We start from the raw sequence: 20,746 nt of genomic DNA, 5'->3' as shown, positions 1-20,746 counted from the left end.
CCCCGAGATCGAACGAGCCCCCACTCGATCAGCCCCCGGAGCCGCCGGTGGACCCGTTCACGGGTGCAGGTGCCGGCGCGGGTGCCGGCGCAGGAGCAGGAGCTGCTGGAGCGGGAGCTGCGGCAACGGGTGCAGGGGCAGGCGCGGCCGGCGCTGCCTTCGCCGGGGCCGGTGCTGCCTTCGCCGCGGCGGGAGCCGCCGCCGGTGCGACCGCAGCGGGAGCCGCCGGGGCGGGCACTGCCGCTGCGGGAGCCGGATCGGCCGGATTCGTGGTGCCCCCCGCGGCGGGAGACTGGGCCGGCGTGGTCGCCGACGGAATGCTGCCGGATGCGGGGGTCGCGCCCGTGCTCTCGGCGCCCTGGGCGTTCGCGGTCAGCTGGAGACCGGCCACGATGCCGACGAGCGCGACGATCGAGGCGGCCCCGGTGAACGTACGCGCACGCTGGGCGGGATGAATGGGACTAGTCATCCTGATGCCCCGATCCGCCATCGTGCGAGTCGTCACCCTCGGGTTCGTGCGTGCGGGTGGGGCTGGGGGTCGTCGAGGATGACGGGCGAGTTTCGGACTCGTAGCTCTCGGACTCGTGGGTCTCGGCGGGAGGCGTCTGGGTCACGGGGCCGGGCTTCGGTGCCGCGTGAGCCGGCTCGGCGGCCCCGGTCGAATCATCTCCGGCTCCAGGTGCCGGAGTCGAGGTCGGCGCGGTGGCCGGCGTTGCGCTCGGAGTCGGGCTGGGGATGAGCACGGAAGTCGCATCCGTGGGAGTCGAGGAGGAGACTAGCGAAAGCGTGCCGGAATTTACCGCCATCGCCGCTCCGGCGGTGCCGAGCACCGCGATGACCGTGAGGATCGTAATTGCGGGAGATTTCATGTCTTCAGACTAGGAATCGATCACTACACGTTCGACCCGCGGAAATCCAAGAACTGTCAAAGATTGAACTACTCGACGCGACATCGGCGCCAGTTCCCGCGGTGGGGTCCAGAATTGGGCCATGCGGGTACTGGTGGTCGAGGATGATGCCGCCGTCGCGGGCGGGATCGTGGACGGGCTCACTCTTGCCAACATCGAATCCCGGCTCGTCGCGACCGGCGCGGACTGTCTCGCGGCGCTCGGCGCCTTCGCCCCCGACCTGATCCTGCTCGATCTCGGTCTGCCCGACATGGACGGCACGGATGTGTGCCGCGCCATCCGACGCGACCACCTCACCCCGATCATCGTGGTGAGCGCGCGCAGTGACGAGATCGATCGCGTCGTCGTTCTGGAGATGGGAGCGGATGACTTCGTCGTCAAGCCATTCGGTATGCGTGAGCTCGTCGCGAGGATGCGTGCGGTGCTTCGGCGCACGGGCGCCGCGGAGGCCGCACCCCCGACGGCTGCATCCCAGACGAAGAACTTCGGTCCCCTGTCGGTCGACCTCCGGGCACAGAAGGTGACTGTCGGGAACGAGGAGGTCTACCTCACGCCGAAGGAATTCGAGCTCCTGGCCTACCTGTCGCAGGATCCGGGGGCGGTCTTCCGGCGATCCGAGATCCTGCACACGGTCTGGGACACCAACTGGTACGGCACCACCAAGACGCTCGACACCCACATCGCGTCCATTCGCAAGAAGCTGGGCGATCCGCGCTGGATCGAGTCGGTGCGGGGAGTCGGTTTTCGGTTCGGCGTGCCGGCGTGAAGTGGCGCTTCACCGCGATCCTCATGATCGTCGCCCTCATCGTCGTGCTCGTTCAGGACATCCCCCTGAGCGCACAGCTGCGGGTGGTCGAGCGGGATCGCATCATCACCTCCCTCGAACGGGACGCGTTCATCCTCGCCGGGAGAAGCGAGGAGTCCCTCGAGTCGGCGACCGACACGGACCATGCCGTCATCACGGAGCTCGCGCGGCAGTATCGAGCGGCGGGGGGCTCGCGGGTCGTGATCGTCGATTCCTCGGGAACCGCCCTGGTCACCAGTGATGACGACAGCGCCTCGGTCGGAAGCTCCTACCTGTCGCGGCCCGAGATCGCCAAGGCGCTGACCGGCCAGATCGCGACGGGTGAGCGGTTCTCCGACACCCTCGACGAACAACTCCTCTACGTCACGGTGCCCGTGCTCAGCGGAGCGAGGATCTTCGGGGCGGTGCGCCTCACCTATCCGGCCCAGGTCGTGACGGACACCCTGAATCAGCGACTGCTCACCCTGTGGCTCGTCGCCCTGACGACCGTGCTGCTCGCCGGAATCGTGGGACTCGTGCTCTCCACCACGATCACGCGCGCCCTGGAGAAGCTCGAGGAGACGACCGGGCATCTCGCCGAGGGCCGTCTGCATGTGAGGGCGGATGATCGCACGGGCGCCCCAGAGCTTCGATCGCTGTCCCGCTCCTTCAACGTCATGGCGGAACGGTTGGACGCACTGCTCGAACAGCAGCGCACCTTCGCCTCCAATGCGTCCCACCAGCTGCGCACCCCGCTCACTGCCCTCCGGCTGCGCCTCGAGTCCGCGCGAGTGCTGATCGACACCGATCCCGCCGGCGCGGCCGACCGCATGCTGACGGCGGAGGCCGAAGCGGAACGGCTCGGCGAGATCATCGAGGGGCTGCTTCTGCTGAGCCGCACCGAGTCCAGTTCGGCGCCTCTCGAGACCGTCGATCTCGCGGCGATCGCCCGGGCACGGGTGGATCACTGGCTGCCGCTCGCGCAGGAATCCGGAGTCGCGCTGGAATTCCAGGGGCCGCTGTCGGCGCCGATCACCGCGGTCGCAACCGCCGCCGACCAGATCATCGACAACTACCTCGACAATGCCCTCACCCACAGCCCCTCCGGCAGCACGGTCGTGGTGCAGACGGAAGAGAGCGATGGTTCGGTCGCGCTTCACGTGCTCGACCAGGGTCCGGGAATGCCGCCGGAAGAGCGCGCGCAGGCCTTCGAGCGGTTCTGGCGGGGCCGACCCGACGGCGCGGGCAATGGTTTGGGCCTCGCGATCGTGGCCCAACTCGCCTCGGCGAGCGGAGCCACCGTGCACCTGGACGATCGCCCGGGAGGCGGTCTCGACGCGAGCGTTCGATTCAACGCGTCGAGTTGACGGTCGCCGTCTCGAGAGCGGAATTCATGCGTCCATTCCGGTGTGGCACCTCCGCCTGTCGCTCGGTCTACATTCCGGCCATGTCCCAGATGGGATGCAGCTCGAGCCGGTCACCGGTCGGACAGAGGGCAGCGAGTTGCTTGGCCTCCTCGAGAGTCTCGGTCTCGATCACGTAGTAGCCGCTGACGACCTGAGGGGTCTCGGCGAGTGGCCCATTCGTGAAGACCGCGGGCTTCCCGTCCGTTGCCGGCACGATCCCGACCGCTGACGCCGCGCCTTGCAGAGCCTCTCCGCCGAGGATCTTGGCTCCGGCCGCGGCGACAGCGGCAGAGAACGCCCCGTGCGCGCGACCGGCTTCTTCCATGCCGCCCTCCGGAACGTCGTTCGGATCCCAGGTCGGTTCGATGATGAGGATGAGGTATTTATCGGACATGATCGCTCCCTTGTGGTGGCGGACCGACCTCCACAGCGGCTGGCCCTTTCCCCTACGACGAACGGGCCTCGCCGAAATCGACAGCGTTGAGCGGATTCGTTGATCGCACCATACTCCGGGTGCGGTGTTCGGGGTGGGCTGCGGTCTGCGCGGACCCCCTCGTAAATCCGCCCCGTTCGCGCAGCCGGAGAACCTAGTCGGTGATGTCGATCTCGCAGAGCAGGTCGGCCTGGATGGCGAGGCGCACCGTCTCGAGCAGGCCATCTGGCGCCGGAGAGTCGACGGTGAGCACGCTCAACGCCTGGCCGCCGGCCTCGCGACGACTGATCTGCATGCCCGCGATGTTGATGCCGGCCTCTCCGAATTCCTTGCCGTAGACGGCCACGATTCCCGGGCGGTCGGTGTAGACCATCACGATGAGATGCTGGGCGACGGGCACCTCCACGTCGTACCCGTTGATCTCGACGATCTTCTGTGTCTGCTTCGGGCCGGTGAGCGTGCCCGAGACGGAGACCTGGCTGCCGTCGCTGAGCGTGCCTCGGATGGTCAGCAGGTTGCGGTACTCGTCGCTCACCGCATCCGTCATCAGGCGCACGGTGATGCCACGCTGCTCGGCGAGCAGCGGCGCGTTCACGTAGCTCACGGATTCGCTCACCACGTTGGTGAAGATTCCCTTGAGAGCGGCGAGCTTCAGGACCTTCACGTCGAATTCGACGATCTCGCCCCGGATCTCGACATCGACGGCGGTGATCGGGCTCGAGGCGAGGCCGGCGAAGACCTGCCCGAGCTTCTCCATGAGCGGGATCCCCGGGCGCACCGTCGGGTCGATGACTCCGCCTGCCACGTTGACGGCATCCGGCACGAGCTCCCCCGAGAGGGCGAGCCGCACCGACTTCGCGACCGAGACCCCGGCCTTCTCCTGAGCCTCGTCGGTCGAGGCGCCGAGGTGGGGGGTGACCACGATGTTCGGCAGCGCGAGCAGAGCAGAACCCACCGGCGGTTCGTGCACGAAGACGTCAAGGCCGGCACCGGCGATCGTGCCCGCGGTGAGGGCGCGATAGAGGGCATCCTCGTCGATGAGTCCGCCGCGGGCGACATTGACGATGAACGCCGTGTCCTTCATGAGGGCGAACTGCGCGTCGCCGATCATGCCCGTGGTCTCCGGCGTCTTCGGCATGTGGATGGTGACGAAGTCGCTCTGGGCGAGGAGTTCGTCGAGGCTGAGAAGGGTGACGCCGAGCTGCTGGGCCCGCGCCGCGGTGACGTAGGGGTCGTACGCCACGATGTTGGTACCGAAGGCCTGCATGCGCGCGGTGATGAGGGCACCGATGCGACCGAGTCCGATGATGCCGATGGTCTTTTCGAACAGTTCGACCCCGGTGTACTTCGAGCGCTTCCACTGGCCGTCGGCGAGAGCACCGTGGGCGGCCGAGATGTGCCGGGCGAGGCTCAGGATGTGCCCGACAGTGAGCTCGGCGGCGGAGATGATGTTCGAGGTCGGCGCGTTGACGACCATGACACCCGCCTCGGTAGCGGCCTTGATGTCGACGTTGTCGAGTCCGACGCCGGCGCGGGCCACGACCTTCAGCTGCTTCGCTGCGGCGATCGCCTCGGCATCCACCTGGGTGGCGGAGCGGATGAGCACGGCGCTGGCCTCGGCGAGGGCGGCGAGCAAGGCCGGCCGGTCGGTGCCATCGACGGAACGCACGTCGAAGTCGGGGCCGAGGGCCTCGACGGTAGCAGGAGAGAGTTCTTCAGCGATCACAACGATCGGCTTTGCCACGAATCGGATCCTTCGTTTGGGAAAGGGGAGATGCCGCGCCGCGACGGACGCTTCGGCCCTTGAACTTTATCCCACCGCCTGCGGTCGCTCCGCCGTGTGACGCCGTGCGCCGAACCGCCCCCTCCTCGCCGGTCTGCATAACTCCTGCAGCTCTCCCGCTGCGGGGGCAGAATCCGGGTGGCAGGACCTATTCCCGGGGTTCTGCAGGAGTTATGCCACGCCGACGGCGGGGAGAATGGACGGATGACCGCCTTCGAGACCGTTCAGCTCGTGTTCCGCATCCTGCTGGCCATCGTCTTCGTGGGGATGGGCATCAACCACTTCCGCCCGGGACCGGCCCGGGGCATGGCCGCGATGATCCCCGAGTACTTCACACGGGGCGGCCTGATCAGTGGGAAGACCCTCGTGCGGTTCACGGGAGTCTGCGAGATCGCGGGCGGCATCGGCTTGCTCGTGCCGGTGACGACATTCCTCGCCGGCATCATGCTCGTGGTCTTCCTCGTAGCGATCTTCCCCGCGAATCACCTCGCGTCGGAGCATCCGGAGAAATTCGGGGCCGCGGCCATCCCGTTCTGGCCGCGCTACATCGCCCAGCTGGTGCTCATCGCGATAATCCTGGTGTCGATCGTGACCGTTCCGCGGTAGCGGGAGGCGGACTCAGGCGAGGGCTTCCACCGACAGGGTCGTTGCGGCAACGAGGGTGAGCCCGATCGCGAACAGCAGAACCTTGAGCAACACGGTCTTGCGGCGCCCCATGATGAAGGCGAGGGCGAACACCACCGGCGCCAGCAGCACGTCGATGACGAGCCACCCCCAGGGGATGGGCACCGGGTCGAGCTTCACGACGGCCCGCGCCTCGTTGTAGAGGTTGATCTGCGAGGTCACGCCCACGACGTTCGAGATCGCCTCGAAGAGGTCGTAGACGTAGAAGAGGCCGAACAGGATCGCGATGCTGATGCCGAGCCAGCCGATGCGCGCGCGGCGCGGCGCGGCATCCGGTTGCGGGGCAGGCGACACGGGGTCGACGGGGGTCGGGTCGGTCATCAGGCTCCCAGTCCGAGAATGAATGGCCACGGCGCGAGGAGCACGACCCCGAGCAGCAGCAGAAGGATGCGCACCGGCGTACGGCGCTGCCGGGCGAACACCAACACCCCGACGAACCATGCCGCCGGTGCCACGACGGCGAGAATCTGCCCGAGCCGGTACATGAAGGCGAAGAAGAGGTTCGCGCTCGGAAGCGGAGCGCGCTGCACCCCGATGATCCAACCCACGGTGAACAGAAGGAATACGCCCCCGAACACGCCGAGGGTCACGAGCAGCGCGGAGCTCATCCCCGGCTCCTCGACCTCGGCACCGTCGAGCGGTTCGTCGACGACGGGTGCGTCGACATGGGTCGGGTCCGTCTCATCGCCCCAGCTGAGGCCTGCGTCGTCCGGTTCGGTCGCCACGGGCTCAGCGATTCAGACGAAGTTGGATGACCTCGACGAGGTGCGGGAACAGGGGGTGATCCGGCTCGACGCCGGTGATCGCCACCGCGAGCTCGTCGGCCGGAAGGCCGCTGGAGAGCAGCTCCTGCAGCTGCACGCTCTCTTCGTCCCCCGGCACGTCGAAACGCAGGGCCGCGCCGACGGCATTGAGCAGGTCCCAGGCGGGCATCCCGCGCTCGGCGAGCTCCGCCGCGGGCCCGATGAACCGTTCATTGCGGCTGAGCTTGCGCATCGGGTTGCGCCCGACCCGCTCGCAGGTGTCGGGGAGGTGCGGGTTGGAGATGCGCACGAGAGTCTTCTCGATGTACGCCTGCTGCTCGTCGGCGTCGAATTCGTGCTTGGCCACCATGAGCGCCTTGGTCTCGGCCAGGGCGGCACGCACCTCGGCCTGCAACTCTGGAGTGGCGAGCGCCTCACGGATGGACACCCAGCCCCGATCGATGCCGTGATAGGCCGCGGCGGCGTGAGCGGTGTTCACTGTGAAGAGCTTGCGTTCGATGTAGGGGGCGAGGTCGTCCACCCAGGTGATGCCGTAGATGTCGGGCGTCGTTCCCTTGCCGTCGCGGCCGCGGAATGGGGTGCGGTCGACGACCCACTCGAAGAACGATTCGATCGTGACATCCAGCCCGCCGTCCTGCTCTGGCACGATGCGGTCGATCGCGCAATTGGCGAAGACGGCGTTGTGGGCCGGGGCGTGCTTGCGCACGTGTTCGGCGAGGATGTCGGTGCCGCCCAGCGCGTTCTCACAGGCGATGACCGTGAGTTTGGGCGCATCCTTGGGGCGGGAATCGAGCCCCTTGGCGATCACCGGGGCGATGAACTGCAGGATGCGCGCACCGACGGCCGTGGTCACCACGTCGGCGGAGGCGATGGCGGCGACGACATCCGCCTCATGGGTGCGGCTGTTGATGGCCCGGAAATTGTCGACGACGCTCGACTTCGAGTTCTCGCCCACCTCGTGCACGTGGTAGCTGTCTGCGGCCTGCAGCTCCGCGATGATGTCGTCATTGACGTCGGCGAAGATCACCTCGTAGCCGCTCGCGTGGAGGAATTGGGCCACGAACCCGCGGCCGATGTTGCCGGCTCCGAAATGGACAGCGGTCTTGTTGCTCATGGCTGGCAATTGTACCGGGGTGTCTACCGCAGCGGCATTGTCATAAATCTGTCACATGGGTGCGGTTTACTGAGTGGACAATGGACCTCATCGACGTGCAGGAGATCCGGGTGCCTGCTACCCGGGCGGATATCTCCGTGGGGCCGAGCGAGAAGATCCTCGCCGGCGGAACGTGGCTCTTCTCCGTTCTGGAGACCGGCCTCACCGGCCTCATCGACATCACCCGGCTCGGTTGGGCGCCGGTGACCCGCACCGAGACTGCACTCGTGATCGCGGCGACCTGCACGGTCGCCGAGCTCTCCCGACTCACCCCGCCCGAACTGCGCACCGACCCGGTTCGTGCCGGTCGAGGGCTCGACTCGCACTCCAATCCCCTCGCCCTGTTCTGGCAGTGCGCGAACTCCTTTCTCGCCTCGTTCAAGATCTGGAATGTCGCGACGGTCGGGGGCAACATCGCCCTCGCCCTCCCCGCCGGCCCGATGATCTCGCTCGCCGCGAGCCTCGATGCCGAAGCGGTGATCTGGATGCCCGGGGGCGGTGAGCGCCGGATGCCCGTCGTCGAGCTCGTCACCGGTGTCATGAAGACCGCGCTGGTGCCCGGCGAGGTGTTGCGCGAGATCGCCATCCCGCTCACCTCGCTCGAGTCACGCACGGGATTCCGTCGCATCGCCCTCAACGACCTCGGCCGCACGGGAACCCTCGTGATCGCGCGGCAGGCACCGGACGGCGAAACGGTGTTCACGGTGACCGGGGGCACCTCGCATCCCGTGCAGCTCAGGTTCGCTGAGCCCCCGACCGCGGCTCTGCTGCGGGACCACCTCGGCGCGATCGACCGCTGGTACGACGACGCGCACGGATCACCCGACTGGAGGCGCGCCATGAGCGGGCGATTCGCGGAGCAGCTGCGGCAGGAGTTGTCATGAAGTTCTCGGTGAACGGTTCCCCGGTAGAGGCGACCCCGGCGGCCGGGCAGGTGTTGCGCACGGTGCTGCGCGACCTGGATGAGTTCGACGTGAAGAAGGGCTGCGACAGCGGAGACTGCGGCGCATGCACGGTGCTGCTCGACGGCGACCCGATCCACTCGTGCCTCTACCCGGCCCACCGCCTCGAAGGCACGGAGATCACGACCGTTGCGGGTCTCGGAACTCCGGAGCATCCGCATCCCCTGCAACAGTCCTTCGTCGACGCAGCGGGATTCCAGTGCGGATTCTGCACCGCCGGCATGATCGTGACGGCATCGACCTTCGACGAGAGCGACCTCGACGACCTGCCGCGCCTGCTGAAAGGCAACATCTGCCGCTGCACCGGCTACCGGTCGATCCGGGATGCGATCTGCGGCACCTCGAACACCCAGACCCCCGCCTCGGGCGAGGCAGCCGGACAGTCGGTGCGGGCGCCGGCCGGAATGCGCATCGCCACCGGCGAGGAACCGTTCACCCTCGACTTCCGCACGACCGGGCTGCTGCATCTCGCGGTGCTGAAGAGTCCGCACGCCCACGCGCGCATCCTCTCCATCGACACCTCCCGGGCGCTCGCCGCCGACGGCGTGCACGCCGTGCTCACCCACTACGACTCCCCCACGACGCTGTTCTCGACCGGACGACACGAGATGCGCACCGACGATCCGGATGACACCCTCGTGCTCGATCCGGTGCTGCGGTTCATCGGACAGCGGGTCGCCGCCGTCGTCGCCGACACGGTCGCGATCGCCCAGCGCGCGCTCGCCCTCATCGAGGTGGAGTACGAGGTGTTGGCCGGCGTCTTCGACCCGGAGCTCGCGCGCCAGCCCGGCGCTCCTCTGCTGCACGCGGAAAAGGGAGCCGAGCAGCGCGTGTCGGCTCCCGAACGGAACGTGCTCGCCCAGATGCACGGGGAGATGGGCGACGTCGACGCGGCGATCGCCGCGGCGGATGCGGTCGCCACCGGAACCTGGCGCACGCAGCGGGTGAACCACGCTGCCCTCGAAACCCACGCGACCCGCGGCTGGCTCGACTCCGACGGGCGGTTGGTGCTGCGCACCTCCTCCCAGGTGCCGTACCTGGTGCGGGACGAGCTCTGCCACATCTTCGACCTGTCGCCCGACCGGCTTCGCGTCTTCACCGCCAGGGTCGGCGGTGGCTTCGGCGGCAAACAGGAGCTCTTCACCGAGGATCTCGTCACCCTCGCCGTTCTGCACACCGGGCGGCCGGTGCAATACGAGTTCACTCGGGAGGACGAGTTCACTCTCGCTGCTCCGCGGCACCCGATGCGCGTCTCGGTCACCCTTGCCGCGACATCCGACGGCACCCTCACTGCGATGGCGATCGACGAGCTCATGGACACCGGCGCCTACGGCAACCACGGCATCGGCGTGATGTACCACAGCGTTCACGAGTCGATCAGTGTGTACCGCTGCGCGAACAAACGGGTGGATGCCGAGTCGGTCTACACGAATAACCTGCCCTCCGGTGCCTTCCGCGGCTACGGCCTCGGCCAGGTGATCTTCGCGATCGAATCGGCGATGGACGAGCTCGCGCGCACGCTCGGAATGGATCCGTTCGAGCTTCGTCGGCGCAACGTCGTCGTGCCGGGGGACGACATGGTGGTCGTCGAGCCGCATGCCGAAACCGACCTCATCTACGGCTCGTACGGGCTCGACCAGTGCCTCGATCTGGTGCAGGGGGCGCTCGCCGGCCCGCCACCGCCATCCTCGCCCGGGTGGCGGGTCGGCACCGGAATGGCTCTCGCGATGATCGCCTCGCTGCCTCCGCGTGGACATTACGCGGATGCCACGGTCACGCTGCAGCCCTCCGGCGACATCGAGATCGGGGTGGGCACCGTCGAGTTCGGCAACGGCACCACCACCGTGCACGCCCAGCTGGTGGCATCCGCTCTCGGCACTACGGTCGATCGTGTGCGGATCCGACAGTCGGACACGGACGTGGTGACCTACGACACCGGAGCCTTCGGATCCGCCGGTGTGGTCGTCGCCGGCAAGGCCCTCCTGGCCGCCGCATCGGCGCTCGAGCAGCTCATGCTCGAGCGGGCATATTCGATGACCTCACTCTCCGCGGGGGTCGTCGAGCACGGCGGGGTTCGTTTCGGTGAGCGTGTCGTGACAGCGTCCGAGCTCCTCGCTGAGGGTCCGCTCACGGCGTCCGGCCGCCACGACGGCACTCCCCGTTCGGTGGCGTTCAACGTGCACGGCTTCCGCGTGGCGGTGAATCCGACCACCGGCGAGGTGCGCATCCTCCAGTCCGTGCAGGCGGCGGATGCCGGCACGGTTCTCAACCCCGAGCAACTGCGCGGACAGATCGAAGGAGCCACAGCGCAGGCCATCGGCACCGCGCTCTACGAGGAGATGCGTCTCGATGGCGCCGGGCGAGTCACCACCACGGCGTTCCGCAACTATCACGTGCCGCGGTTCGCGGACATCCCCCTCACCGAGGTGTTCTTCGCCGAGACCTTCGACGCGCTCGGGCCGCTCGGAGCAAAATCGATGAGTGAGGCGCCCTACAACCCGGTGGCGCCCGCGCTGGCCAACGCGATCCGGGATGCCCTCGGCGTGCGACCACACGAGCTGCCGATGTCCCGCGAACGGCTCTGGCGCCTGGCCGGGTCGGCCGAGTAGCCGCCCGTCACGGCGCTTCCACCGCCGGCTGCTCACCGGGGGACGCCCACGCGTCGCGTCATCCGGGATCGAGTCGGGACAAGATGCGACCTCCGACGCAGCCAAGTCACCACAACCCCCGAGTCGATCCCAGGGAGCGGGAGAGTCGACCCCCGGCCCGAATCGAGTCGTTCCTCGGACCGAATCGAGTCGGGATTAGATGCGACCTCGGACGCGGCCAAGTCGCCACAACCCCCGAGTCGATCCCAGGAGCGGCATCGTCGACCCCGAGGCCAGCAGCGTCGACCCCCGGCCCGAAGCGAGTCGGGACTAGATGCGACCTCCGACGCGGCCAAGTCGCCACAACCCCCGAGTCGATCCCGATACAGGCAGAGTCGACCCCCGGCCCGAATCGAGTCGGGACTAAATGGGACCTCTAACGCGGCCAAGTCACCACAACCCCCGAGTCGACCCCGGGGAGCGGCAGAGTCGACCCCCGGCCCGAATCGAGTCGGGACAAGATGCGACCTCCGACGCGGCCAAGTCGCCACAACCCCCGAGTCGATCCGGAGACAGGCAGGGTCGACCCCGAGGCCAGCAGCGTCGATCCCCGGACCGGCAGAGTCGACCCCCGGCCCGAATCGAGTCGGGACAAGATGCGACCTCCGACGCGGCCAAGTCACCACAACCCCCGACTCGATCCCGGGGCGGGCAGCGTCGATCCCCGGCCCGAATCGAGTCGGGACTAGATGCGACCTCCGACGCGGCTAAGTCGCCACTACCCCCGAGTCGACACGAAGACAGGCAGCGTCGATCCTGGGCCCGGCGGCATCAAGACCGGCGAGGCGAGAAGGGCGAGGCGAGACCAGCGAGGCGAGAAGGGCGAGGCGAGACCTGCAGAGCCGCCCCCCACAGAGGGCCAGACGACCGTCGCGAGCCGATCCGACCTAGTCGGCGCGCACGGCGCGGACGGCCGCATCCCTGACGGGCACCGGATGGATGGCCCCGGCAGTCGTCGACAACGGCAGGGCGGATGCCGCGGACCGGGACGCAATCACCTCCGCGAGGATCGCCACCGCTGTCTCCTCAACGGTGCTGGCGCCGAGGTCGAGGCCAATCGGTGATCGCAGCCGCGCAATCGCCTCCTCGCTGACGCCGCGCTCGCGCAGGGAGGCGACCCGACGATCGTGGGTGCGGCGCGACCCCATCGCACCGACGAAGGCGGCAGGCGAATCGAGTGCGAGGGCGATGAGCTCGGCGTCGAACCGGGCGTCGTGGCTGAGCACGCAGATCACCGTGCTGTCGTCCACCTCCGCCGTCTCGAACCACACGGTCGGCCACGAGACGACGATCTCGGCTCCTGGGAATCGGGCGGGAGTCGTGAAGAGGGAGCGTGGGTCGCACACGGTCACGCGATATCCCAGCACTTGCGCCGCCGACGAGAGGGCAGCCGAGAACTCCATCGCCCCGAACACGATCAGGTGGCGTTCGACCGGTGCGCGCTCGGTGAATCCGGCACACACGTCGAGGTCGCGCTGGGCCGCGAGCGCGGAGATCAGGTCGTCGTCGAGAATCTGCACGTGGATACGCAACTGTCCGCCGCAGGTGAGCCCCACCGAGTACGCGGACTCGTCGCTCACCCCGTACTCGACAGTGCGCGGGATGCCGTCGGAGAGAACGAGCTCGCAGGTCTCGACCACGGCGCCCTCGACGCATCCGCCCGCGATACTGCCGATCACCGAGGAGCCGTCGAAGGCCATCGAGGTGCCGACCGTGCGCGGCGCGCTGCCGTCGATGGACACCGCTGTGGCGACGGCGAGCCGGCTGCCTACCGCGGCGGCGGCGAGCAGGCGATCCGCGATCTCGAACATGGTTTCAGCATCGCACAGGCTCATCACGCGAGGGTTACGGCCTGCTGTGTGCCAGCCGAGCCCTGATGCAGCCGAGAGAGCGACGGTCGAGGGCGGCCGTGTCACGTGTACGACACACGCGGGTGCTAGAAAATCATCATGCTCACAATCGCGAACGCCACCCGCATCGTCGTCGACGAGAGGACCGAACTCACGGGCACGCTCGTGCTGCGGGATGGCGTGGTGGCAGAGACGCTGACCGGAAAAGAGACGGCGCCGGGAGAAGTGACGGCGGCAGGCGAGCCGCAGAACCCCGAAACCCTCGATGCGAGCGGATGCGTGGTCACGCCGGGTCTCGTCAATGCGCACCACCACCTGCTGCAGTCCGCCTTCCGCACCCTCCCCGGCACGCGTGGCGTGGCGATGCGGGACTGGCTGCCCACCATGGCGGCGGCCTACGCCCGCGCGGGTGTGGACGCCGAGCTTGCCGCGGTCGCGGCATCCGTCGGTGTGGCCGAGGGGTTGCTCTGTGGCGTCACGACGGTCGCGGATCATCACCTCACCTGGCCGAGCGGCGCGGATTCGGTGGCCATCGCCATCGCGACCGCGGACGCCGCGCGAGCCCTCGGCGGCCGGCTGGTCTTCGTGCGGGGGTCCGCGCGCGACGATCCGCAGGAGGCCGCGAGTTCGGCGGAGGCCATCGTGCGGGCGCTGCTCCCCCGCACCGGCGACGGGATGCTGCAGCTCGCCATCGGTCCGGCCGGAGTGCACAGCGACAGCCGGGAGACTTTCGAGCTGTTCGCGGAGGTCGCCGCGAAGTACGGGCTGCGGCGGAGGACTCAAGCCAACGAGCAGGTGGATGTCGCGATCGCACTGGAGAAGTACGGCAAACGGCCGATCGACCTGCTCGAAGACTGGGGCTGGCTCGAGTCGGACGTGACACTCGCGCACCTCTGCGACGTGACCGGTGAGGAGATCCGGCGGCTCGCGGCATCCGGCATAACGGCCACCCACGCGCCGGGCTGCGACCTGCCGATGGGCTGGGGGATCGCCCCGGTCGCGGCGCTGAGGGCCGCCGGCATCGTCGTGGGCCTCGGAACCAGCGGCGGCGGGAGCAACGACGCGGGACACCTGCTGGCGGATGCCCGGCTCGCGATGCAGGTGGCGCCGCTCGTCGGGCCGCCGATCGCGGCGCGAGAAGTGCTCGCCATGGCGATGGCGGGCTCCGCCGCCGGACTCGGTCGTTCCGAGCTCGGCAACCTCCGCCCCGGATCCGCCGCGGATCTCTGCATCTGGGATGTGTCGGGCGTCGCCGATGCCGGCGTCACGGATCCCGTGGCCGGCCTGCTGTGGGCCAATCCCGGGCGCCGCCCGAAACACGTGGTCGTGGCCGGCCGGGTGGTCGTACGGGACTACGAACTGGTCGACGCCGACGAGCGCGAACTGGTGGCGCGCCTGTCCGCTCGGGTTCCCCGGCAGGCCTAGAAGGCTAGAGCTCCAGCACCAACCTCGGGCACGCGGCCCTGGAGACACAGATGTACATCACGGAATTCTGCTCCTGCTCGAGGGGCGTGAGGATCGAGTCGCGATGGTCGACCTCGCCCTCCAGAACCGGCGTCTCGCAGGTGCCGCAGGTGCCCTCGCGACAGCTGGAGAGCACGAACACTCCGGCCTCCTCCACCACCTCGAGGATGCTGCGGTCCGGCGGCACGGTGAGGGTCTCGCCGCTCAGGGCCAGCTCCACCTCGAAGTCCCCCTCGAACACCGGAGCCGCAAGTGGTTTGGCTTCGAAGCGCTCGACGTGCAGCGGATGCCCCCCTGCGGCCGCCTCCACCGCCTCGATGAAGCGTGTGGGGCCGCACGCATAGATCGTGGCCGCCGGGTCGAGCGAACCGAGAAGCTCGGCGAAGTCCACCCGAGTGCCCTCATCGCTGAGATGGAGCGTCGCCTCCCCGATCTCGTCGAGCAGTGCGAGGGCGGACCGGGATCGCCCCGAGTAGTGGAGCTCGTACCGGATGCCGGAGGCCGCAGCCGCCCGCGCCATCGACGCGATCGGGGTGATGCCGACCCCGGCCGCGAGCAGCAGCACGGGAGAGCCGGGAAACGGCGCGAATTCGAAGTGATTGCGCGGCCCCCGCACCCGGATCGTGTCGCCCACCGTGAGTGCGTCGTGGAGCCACACCGAACCGCCTCGGCCCGAGGGCTCCCGCAACACGGCGATGCGCCACGTCGGGGCATCCGCAACCAGCGGAGGAAGCAGCGAGTACTGGCGTTCCTCGCCCGATGGCAGCACGAGGTCGATGTGCGCGCCCGGTTGCCAGTGCGGCAGAGACGAGGAATCAGAGCGGGCGATGTCGAATACGTCGATCGAGTCGGCGACCGGCATGCGACCCACCACGACGGCGTCGAACTCTGTCTCGTGCGAACTCATCGCGACTCCGGTTTCTCTTTCACGACGAACAGCCGGTAGCCGCCCGGTTCGGCGGCATGCCACCGATGACGGATGCCGCCCGCGAAGTAGACCGAGTCGCCGGCGCGCAGCACCGAGGACTCGCGACCCTCGAAGTCCACGATCACGACACCCGAGACCACGTGCAGGAATTCATCACCCTCGTGCTCGTAGAACTCGCCGGGAACCTGGTTCGAGCCGCGAAACTCCATCGGGTGAAACCGTCGCCGGCCATGCACGAGAAGGCGCCCCTCTCCGTCACCATACGGGCCGCGGGTGCCCTGGTCTGCGTGCACCACCACGATGTCCGACTGGTCGGCCGCATCGTCCTCCGCAGCGGCCATGAGCTCGAGCTGGCTGCTGCCGAGGGCGCGCGCGATCTTCTCCAGCGAGGTCATGCTCGGGCGTGCCCTGCCCCGCTCCAGCTGGCTCAGGAAGGGGTGGGACAGGTCCGCGCTCACAGCGAGCTGCACTAAAGTTAGTCCTCTGGCTCGACGCAGTTGACGGATGCGGCTGCCGATTCGTTCGGCTTGCAGGTCAATCGCGGAATCGACGGTAGTGACGGGGTCCTCCCCACTGTGAGAGCGCTAGCGATCTTGCAGGACGGGAGCGGCCCGGGCAACCCGACGGACTCAGGCTTAACAGATGGAAACGATGCCGTTACATGTCGGAAACGGGGTGTCCCTAGATTCGATGATGTTGACGATATCAACATTTTTCAGCGACCAACTCACCGGTGCGATGGTCGCCCACCCCCGTCGTTCGAGGAAGGTGCCGCACCGTGTCATCCCTGCCCCGTAGCATCCGCCAGCTGACCAATGCGACTCTGCCCGATGGCTCGCGAGTGGATGTCACGCTCGACGGCGGCACGGTGAGCGCCGTGTTCCCCGCGGCGACGCTCGCCGCCGACGCCGACGTGCACGCTGACGTGCAGAATGACGGCTCGACTCTCGACCTGAGCGGCTTCCTGCTGCTGACCGCCCCCGCCGAACCGCACGCGCACCTGGACAAGGCCCTCTCGTGGGATCTCATCGATCCGCCGATGGGAGACCTCGAGCTCGCCATCGAATCCTGGCGTGACTACACCGCGGTGATGACGGACGAGAGCATCGCCGAGCGGGCTCGCCAGGCGGCCATCCTGCTTCTGCGCCAGGGCACCACCGCCGTGCGCACGCACGTGGACATGCTCGTTGGCGACGACCCGATGCGCGGCGTCCGCGCGCTCGTGCGGGTGCGCGAAGAATTCCGCGAACTGATGGACATCGAACTCGTCGCGCTTGCCGGGCCGTTCGTGCCGTCAGAACTCGTCGACGAAGCCCTCGACCTCGGCGTCGATCTGGTGGGCGGTGCGCCGCACCTGGCCGAAGATCCTCTCGCCGACCTCCGCCGCCTCATCGCCATCGCCGAGCGGCGCGGTGTCGGAAGCGACATCCACACCGACGAGAGCCTCACCGGCGCACCGACCCTCGGAGAGTACGCCCGGCTTGTGCGCGACTGGACGGTGCCGGCATCCGCTGGCCACTGCGTGCGCCTCGGCACTCTCGAACCGAGAGAGCTCGCCGCCGTCATCACCGAGGTGCTGGCGAGCGACCTGGGCATCATCTCGCTGCCCATCACCAACCTCTACCTGCAGGGCTGGCAGCATCCGGTGGGCACCCCGCGCGGGCTCACCGCGCTGAGGGCGCTGCTCGATGCCGGAGTGCGCGTCGCGGCCGGAGCCGACAATGTGCGCGATCCGTTCAACCCGGTCGGTCGCAGCGATGCACTGGAGACCGCGTCGCTGCTGGTCTCGGCCGGTCACCTCACTCTCGACGAGGCCTACGCGGCCGTGAGCTCCGGGGCTCGCTCCGTGATGTCGCTTCCCGTCGCCGGCGTCGAGGTCGGCGCTGCCGCCGAGCTCCTTGCCGTGCGCGGAACCAATCTCTCGGATGTCATCGCCAACGCTTCGGCTGACCGCTTCGTCATCCACGCCGGGCGTCTCGTGGCACAGAGCACCGTCAGCTATGACGTTGCGGCGCCTCGCGTCGCCGCGGAATCCCCCACCCCCTCCCTAGCCGAAACGAGGTGATGCTGAGCATGTCAGCCCCAGCACTCATGAAACCGTCTCGCAGCGCTGCATCCAGTGGCACACTGCTCGACTTCCGCAATGTCGCGATGCAGTTCCCCAACGGCACGGTCGCCCTCCGCGGCATCGACCTCACCGTGAACCGGGGGGAGTTCGTCACCGTCGTCGGACCCTCCGGCTGCGGCAAATCCACCCTCCTGCGCATCGCCTCCGGGCTCGAAACCGCCTCGGAGGGCACGGCAGAGGTCGACACGAAGCGCATCGGCTATGTCTTCCAGGACGCGACGCTGCTTCCCTGGCGCACGGTGCAGGACAACGTCGAGCTTCTCGCCGAACTCAATGGCGTCAAGCCGAGGGAACGCCAGGCGAAGGCGAAGGAGGCGATCGAACTCGTCGGCCTCGGCGGCTTCGAGAAGAACCTGCCCAAGCAGCTCTCCGGCGGCATGAAGATGCGCACCTCGCTCGCCCGCTCCCTCACCCTCGAGCCGGAGCTGTTCCTCTTCGACGAGCCATTCGGCGCCCTGGATGAGATCACCCGCGAGCGACTGAACGACGAGCTTCTCAAGCTCTTCGTCGAGAAGCAGTTCGCCGGCCTCTTCATCACCCACTCGGTCTCAGAAGCCGTCTACCTCTCCACCAAGGTCATCGTGATGTCCGGCCGCCCCGGATCGATCGTCGGCACATTCGACGTGCCGTTCCCGATGCCGCGGGATCCGGACATCCGCTTCACCGCGGAGTTCGCGGAACTCGTCGGCGAAGTGTCCCACGCGCTGCGAGAGGGGCACCGCTGATGTCTGTCGCAGGTTCGGAATTCGTGTCCGGCGCGGGCGCCGGCGATTCGCTGTCCCCGCGCGCGCTCCGGCAGGCGCGCATCAACCGCGTCTACGCCCGGCGGGCCAATCAATGGTGGCCCCCGCTCGCCGTTCTCGCCGTGCTGATCGGGCTCTGGTATCTCGTGGCGAACTACTACGCCAGCCAGCAGCTCGCCTTCCTCGTGCCCTACCCGCACCTCGTGGTGAAAGCCGCGTTCGCGGATCCGCTGTTCACCCCGCAGCTCGTGGCCGACCTCGGCAACTCCACCCAGGTCGCCCTCACCGGTCTCGTCATCGCGATCGTGATCGGGGTGGCCTGGGCGACGCTGATGGCGCAGGCCAAGTGGGTCGAGCGATCCCTGTTCCCCTACGCGGTGATCCTGCAGTGCATCCCGATCCTCGCGCTGGTTCCGCTGATCGGCGCACTCTTCGGCTACGAATTCCTCTCTCGCGTGATCGTGACGGTGATGATCTCGATCTTCCCGATGGTGTCGAACACGCTCTTCGGACTGCAGTCGACGGATCTGGCCCAGCGCGAACTGTTCGCGCTCCAGGGCGCGAGCAAGTGGACCACCCTCACCAAACTGCAGTTTCCGGCGGCCCTCCCGTCGATCTTCGTCGGACTGCGCAACGCCGCAGGGCTCTCGGTGATCGGCGCGATCGTCGGAGACCAGTTCTTTCAGCGGGGCACCCCCGGCCTCGGCGTGCTGATCCAGGTCTCGACCTCGCGGCTCAACGGCGCGGGCACCTACGCGGCCATCCTCACCGCTTCCCTGCTCGGCGTCGCCGTCTTCCTGCTCTTCGGATGGCTCAGCCGGGTCGCCATCGGCAAGTGGTACGACTTCGGCTGATCCGCCCACAGATTTCCACCCGCACCACCCTCCGCAATCACCCGCAGAATCACACAGCACACGAGGAGTACCAATGCACAAAACAGCAGTCCGCTCCACCATCGCCGTCGGCATGGTGTTCGCTGCAGGAATCGCCCTGGCCGGCTGTGCCAGCGCGTCGCCGAGCAGCAGTTCAGCCCCGACCGCCGCAGCAGGCGCCGTCGACCTCTCCGGCGTCTGCCCGGCCACCGTCATCATCCAGACCGACTGGAACCCCGAGGCCGACCACGGTCACCTCTACCAGCTGCTCGGACCGAACCCGGTGATCAACGCCGACAAGAAGTCCGTGAGCGGTGACCTGTACTCCAGTGGCAAGTCCACCGGCGTCAAGGTGGAGATCCGCTCCGGCGGACCGGCGATCGGATTCTCGACGGTGAGCTCGGAGATGTACAAGGACAAGGACATCACCCTCGGCTACGTCTCGACCGACGAGGCCGTCCAGCTGTCGGCGAGCCTGCCGACGACCGCGGTATTCGCCGAGAACGACATCTCCCCGCAGATGATCATGTGGGACCCGGCGACCTACCCCAAGGTCAAGACCATCAAGGAACTCGCTACCGCGCTGAAGTCCGACGGCGGAGTCGTGCGTTACTTCCAGGGCGCCGCGTACATGGGCTACCTGCAGGGATCCGGCATCCTCCCGGAGGCCCAGACCGATGGTGCCTACGACGGCACCCCGGCGAAGTTCGTCACCGCCAAGGGCAAGGACGGCCAGCAGGGCTTCGCCACCGCCGAGCCGTACATCTACCAGAACGAGGTCTCGGCCTGGGGCAAGCCCGTCAACTTCCAGTTGATCAATGACACCGGATACCCCATCTATCCCGAGGCGATGTCGGTGCGTTCGTCGGAGCTCTCCACCCTCAGCCCGTGCCTCAAGAAGCTCGTGCCGGTGCTGCAGCAGGCCGATGTGGACTACATCTCCAAGCCTGCCGCCACCAACAAGCTGGTCACCGACCTCGTGACGGCGTTCAACAACGGCTGGGTCTACTCCGAGAAGATCGCGGACTTCGGCGTCAGCCAGATGAAGAAGCTCAAGATCGCCTCGAACGGATCCAACGCCTATGTCGGCGACATGGATGAGGCCCGCGTGCAGAAGGTCATCGACATCGACACCCCGCTGTTCACCGCCTCGGGTTCCGCGCCGAAGACCGGCCTCAAGGCGGCCGACCTCTTCACCAACGAATTCCTCGACACATCGATCGGATTCTGAACCAC

The 20,746-nt window shown here is 67.9% G+C and carries 20 protein-coding genes; 11 read left to right on the top strand and 9 right to left on the bottom strand.

The features are described 5' to 3' along the window. The first annotated feature begins 47 nt into the window (after nt 1-47). Nucleotides 48-455, top strand: a complete 408-nt coding sequence (locus ABIB54_RS15045; protein WP_354576330.1) for a hypothetical protein — start codon at nt 48-50, stop codon at nt 453-455. 6 nt (nt 456-461) lie between these two features. Here ABIB54_RS15045 and ABIB54_RS15040 read toward each other — a convergent pair whose 3' ends face one another. Further along, nucleotides 462-869 (bottom strand): hypothetical protein, encoded by a 408-nt coding sequence (locus ABIB54_RS15040; protein WP_354576329.1) that lies wholly within the window; start codon nt 867-869, stop codon nt 462-464. Nucleotides 870-990: 121 nt separating this feature from the next. On the opposite strand from ABIB54_RS15040, the gene ABIB54_RS15035 reads away from it, so the two are divergent. Together ABIB54_RS15035 and ABIB54_RS15030 are read left to right on the top strand one after the other, a co-directional pair. Next, on the top strand, nt 991-1,674 hold the full coding sequence (locus ABIB54_RS15035) for a response regulator transcription factor (protein ID WP_354576328.1): 684 nt from the start codon (nt 991-993) through the stop codon (nt 1,672-1,674). Then, a complete protein-coding gene (locus ABIB54_RS15030) occupies nt 1,671-3,059 on the top strand; it encodes a sensor histidine kinase (RefSeq protein ID WP_354576327.1) in 1,389 nt (462 codons plus the stop codon). The genes ABIB54_RS15035 and ABIB54_RS15030 overlap by 4 nt, the downstream gene beginning before the upstream one ends. Nucleotides 3,060-3,126: 67 nt before the next feature. On the opposite strand, the gene ABIB54_RS15025 is transcribed toward ABIB54_RS15030, so the two are convergent. Together ABIB54_RS15025 and serA are read right to left on the bottom strand one after the other, a co-directional pair. After that, nucleotides 3,127-3,492 (bottom strand): YciI family protein, encoded by a 366-nt coding sequence (locus tag ABIB54_RS15025; protein WP_354576326.1) that lies wholly within the window; start codon nt 3,490-3,492, stop codon nt 3,127-3,129. A gap of 193 nt (nt 3,493-3,685) precedes the next feature. Further along, nucleotides 3,686-5,275, bottom strand: a complete 1,590-nt coding sequence (gene serA / locus ABIB54_RS15020; RefSeq protein WP_354576325.1) for a phosphoglycerate dehydrogenase — start codon at nt 5,273-5,275, stop codon at nt 3,686-3,688. Between the two features lie 243 nt (nt 5,276-5,518). Here serA and ABIB54_RS15015 point away from each other — a divergent pair, with 243 nt between their 5' ends. Next, nucleotides 5,519-5,920: a DoxX family protein gene (locus ABIB54_RS15015; protein WP_354576324.1), complete on the top strand. Its 402-nt coding sequence runs from the start codon at nt 5,519-5,521 to the stop codon at nt 5,918-5,920. Nucleotides 5,921-5,932: 12 nt separating this feature from the next. Here the strand turns inward: ABIB54_RS15015 and ABIB54_RS15010 are convergent, their stop codons facing one another. The 3 genes from ABIB54_RS15010 to ABIB54_RS15000 are packed head-to-tail and all read right to left on the bottom strand — an operon-like array spanning nt 5,933 to nt 7,876. Continuing rightward, complete coding sequence (locus ABIB54_RS15010) at nt 5,933-6,319, bottom strand: hypothetical protein (RefSeq protein WP_354576323.1); 387 nt, start codon at nt 6,317-6,319, stop codon at nt 5,933-5,935. Continuing rightward, complete coding sequence (locus ABIB54_RS15005; RefSeq protein WP_354576322.1) at nt 6,319-6,723, bottom strand: hypothetical protein; 405 nt, start codon at nt 6,721-6,723, stop codon at nt 6,319-6,321. Before ABIB54_RS15005 ends, ABIB54_RS15010 begins: the two co-directional genes overlap by 1 nt. A 4-nt stretch (nt 6,724-6,727) precedes the next feature. Next, nucleotides 6,728-7,876 carry a mannitol-1-phosphate 5-dehydrogenase gene (locus ABIB54_RS15000; RefSeq protein WP_354576321.1) on the bottom strand — a complete coding sequence of 383 codons (1,149 nt, stop codon included), beginning with the start codon at nt 7,874-7,876 and terminating at the stop codon, nt 6,728-6,730. An 80-nt stretch (nt 7,877-7,956) separates the two neighbouring features. Between ABIB54_RS15000 and ABIB54_RS14995 the strand changes: the two genes are divergently transcribed. After that, entirely contained in the window at nt 7,957-8,799 is an 843-nt protein-coding gene (locus tag ABIB54_RS14995; protein WP_354576320.1) for an FAD binding domain-containing protein, read from the top strand. Continuing rightward, on the top strand, nt 8,796-11,486 hold the full coding sequence (locus ABIB54_RS14990) for a molybdopterin-dependent oxidoreductase (RefSeq protein WP_354576319.1): 2,691 nt from the start codon (nt 8,796-8,798) through the stop codon (nt 11,484-11,486). The genes ABIB54_RS14995 and ABIB54_RS14990 overlap by 4 nt, the downstream gene beginning before the upstream one ends. Before the next feature lie 926 nt (nt 11,487-12,412). Here the strand turns inward: ABIB54_RS14990 and ABIB54_RS14985 are convergent. Then, on the bottom strand, nt 12,413-13,336 hold the full coding sequence (locus ABIB54_RS14985; protein WP_354576318.1) for an XdhC family protein: 924 nt from the start codon (nt 13,334-13,336) through the stop codon (nt 12,413-12,415). A 138-nt stretch (nt 13,337-13,474) separates the two neighbouring features. Between ABIB54_RS14985 and ABIB54_RS14980 the strand changes: the two genes are divergently transcribed. Further along, entirely contained in the window at nt 13,475-14,800 is a 1,326-nt protein-coding gene (locus ABIB54_RS14980; RefSeq protein ID WP_354576317.1) for an amidohydrolase family protein, read from the top strand. 4 nt (nt 14,801-14,804) lie between these two features. Here ABIB54_RS14980 and ABIB54_RS14975 read toward each other — a convergent pair whose 3' ends face one another. Together ABIB54_RS14975 and ABIB54_RS14970 are read right to left on the bottom strand one after the other, a co-directional pair. Then, nucleotides 14,805-15,746: a PDR/VanB family oxidoreductase gene (locus ABIB54_RS14975; RefSeq protein ID WP_354576316.1), complete on the bottom strand. Its 942-nt coding sequence runs from the start codon at nt 15,744-15,746 to the stop codon at nt 14,805-14,807. Continuing rightward, nucleotides 15,743-16,285 carry a helix-turn-helix domain-containing protein gene (locus ABIB54_RS14970; RefSeq protein WP_354576348.1) on the bottom strand — a complete coding sequence of 181 codons (543 nt, stop codon included), beginning with the start codon at nt 16,283-16,285 and terminating at the stop codon, nt 15,743-15,745. Before ABIB54_RS14970 ends, ABIB54_RS14975 begins: the two co-directional genes overlap by 4 nt. Before the next feature lie 260 nt (nt 16,286-16,545). Between ABIB54_RS14970 and ABIB54_RS14965 the strand changes: the two genes are divergently transcribed. From ABIB54_RS14965 to ABIB54_RS14950, 4 genes are all read left to right on the top strand, one after another. Further along, the gene (locus ABIB54_RS14965) at nt 16,546-17,832 is read left to right on the top strand and encodes an amidohydrolase family protein (RefSeq protein WP_354576315.1); all 1,287 of its coding nucleotides are present in this window, start codon (nt 16,546-16,548) and stop codon (nt 17,830-17,832) included. A gap of 8 nt (nt 17,833-17,840) precedes the next feature. Continuing rightward, the gene (locus tag ABIB54_RS14960) at nt 17,841-18,620 is read left to right on the top strand and encodes an ABC transporter ATP-binding protein (protein WP_354576314.1); all 780 of its coding nucleotides are present in this window, start codon (nt 17,841-17,843) and stop codon (nt 18,618-18,620) included. Continuing rightward, the gene (locus ABIB54_RS14955; protein WP_354576313.1) at nt 18,620-19,492 is read left to right on the top strand and encodes an ABC transporter permease; all 873 of its coding nucleotides are present in this window, start codon (nt 18,620-18,622) and stop codon (nt 19,490-19,492) included. Before ABIB54_RS14960 ends, ABIB54_RS14955 begins: the two co-directional genes overlap by 1 nt. A 73-nt stretch (nt 19,493-19,565) precedes the next feature. After that, entirely contained in the window at nt 19,566-20,741 is a 1,176-nt protein-coding gene (locus ABIB54_RS14950; RefSeq protein ID WP_354576312.1) for an ABC transporter substrate-binding protein, read from the top strand. Nucleotides 20,742-20,746 lie beyond the last annotated feature (5 nt).

This window comes from Frigoribacterium sp. UYMn621 (genome assembly GCF_040549525.1).
Classification (GTDB): domain Bacteria; phylum Actinomycetota; class Actinomycetes; order Actinomycetales; family Microbacteriaceae; genus Lacisediminihabitans.
Note: the sequence above shows the minus strand (reverse complement) of the source record. Positions and strands in the feature narration are given on the sequence as shown.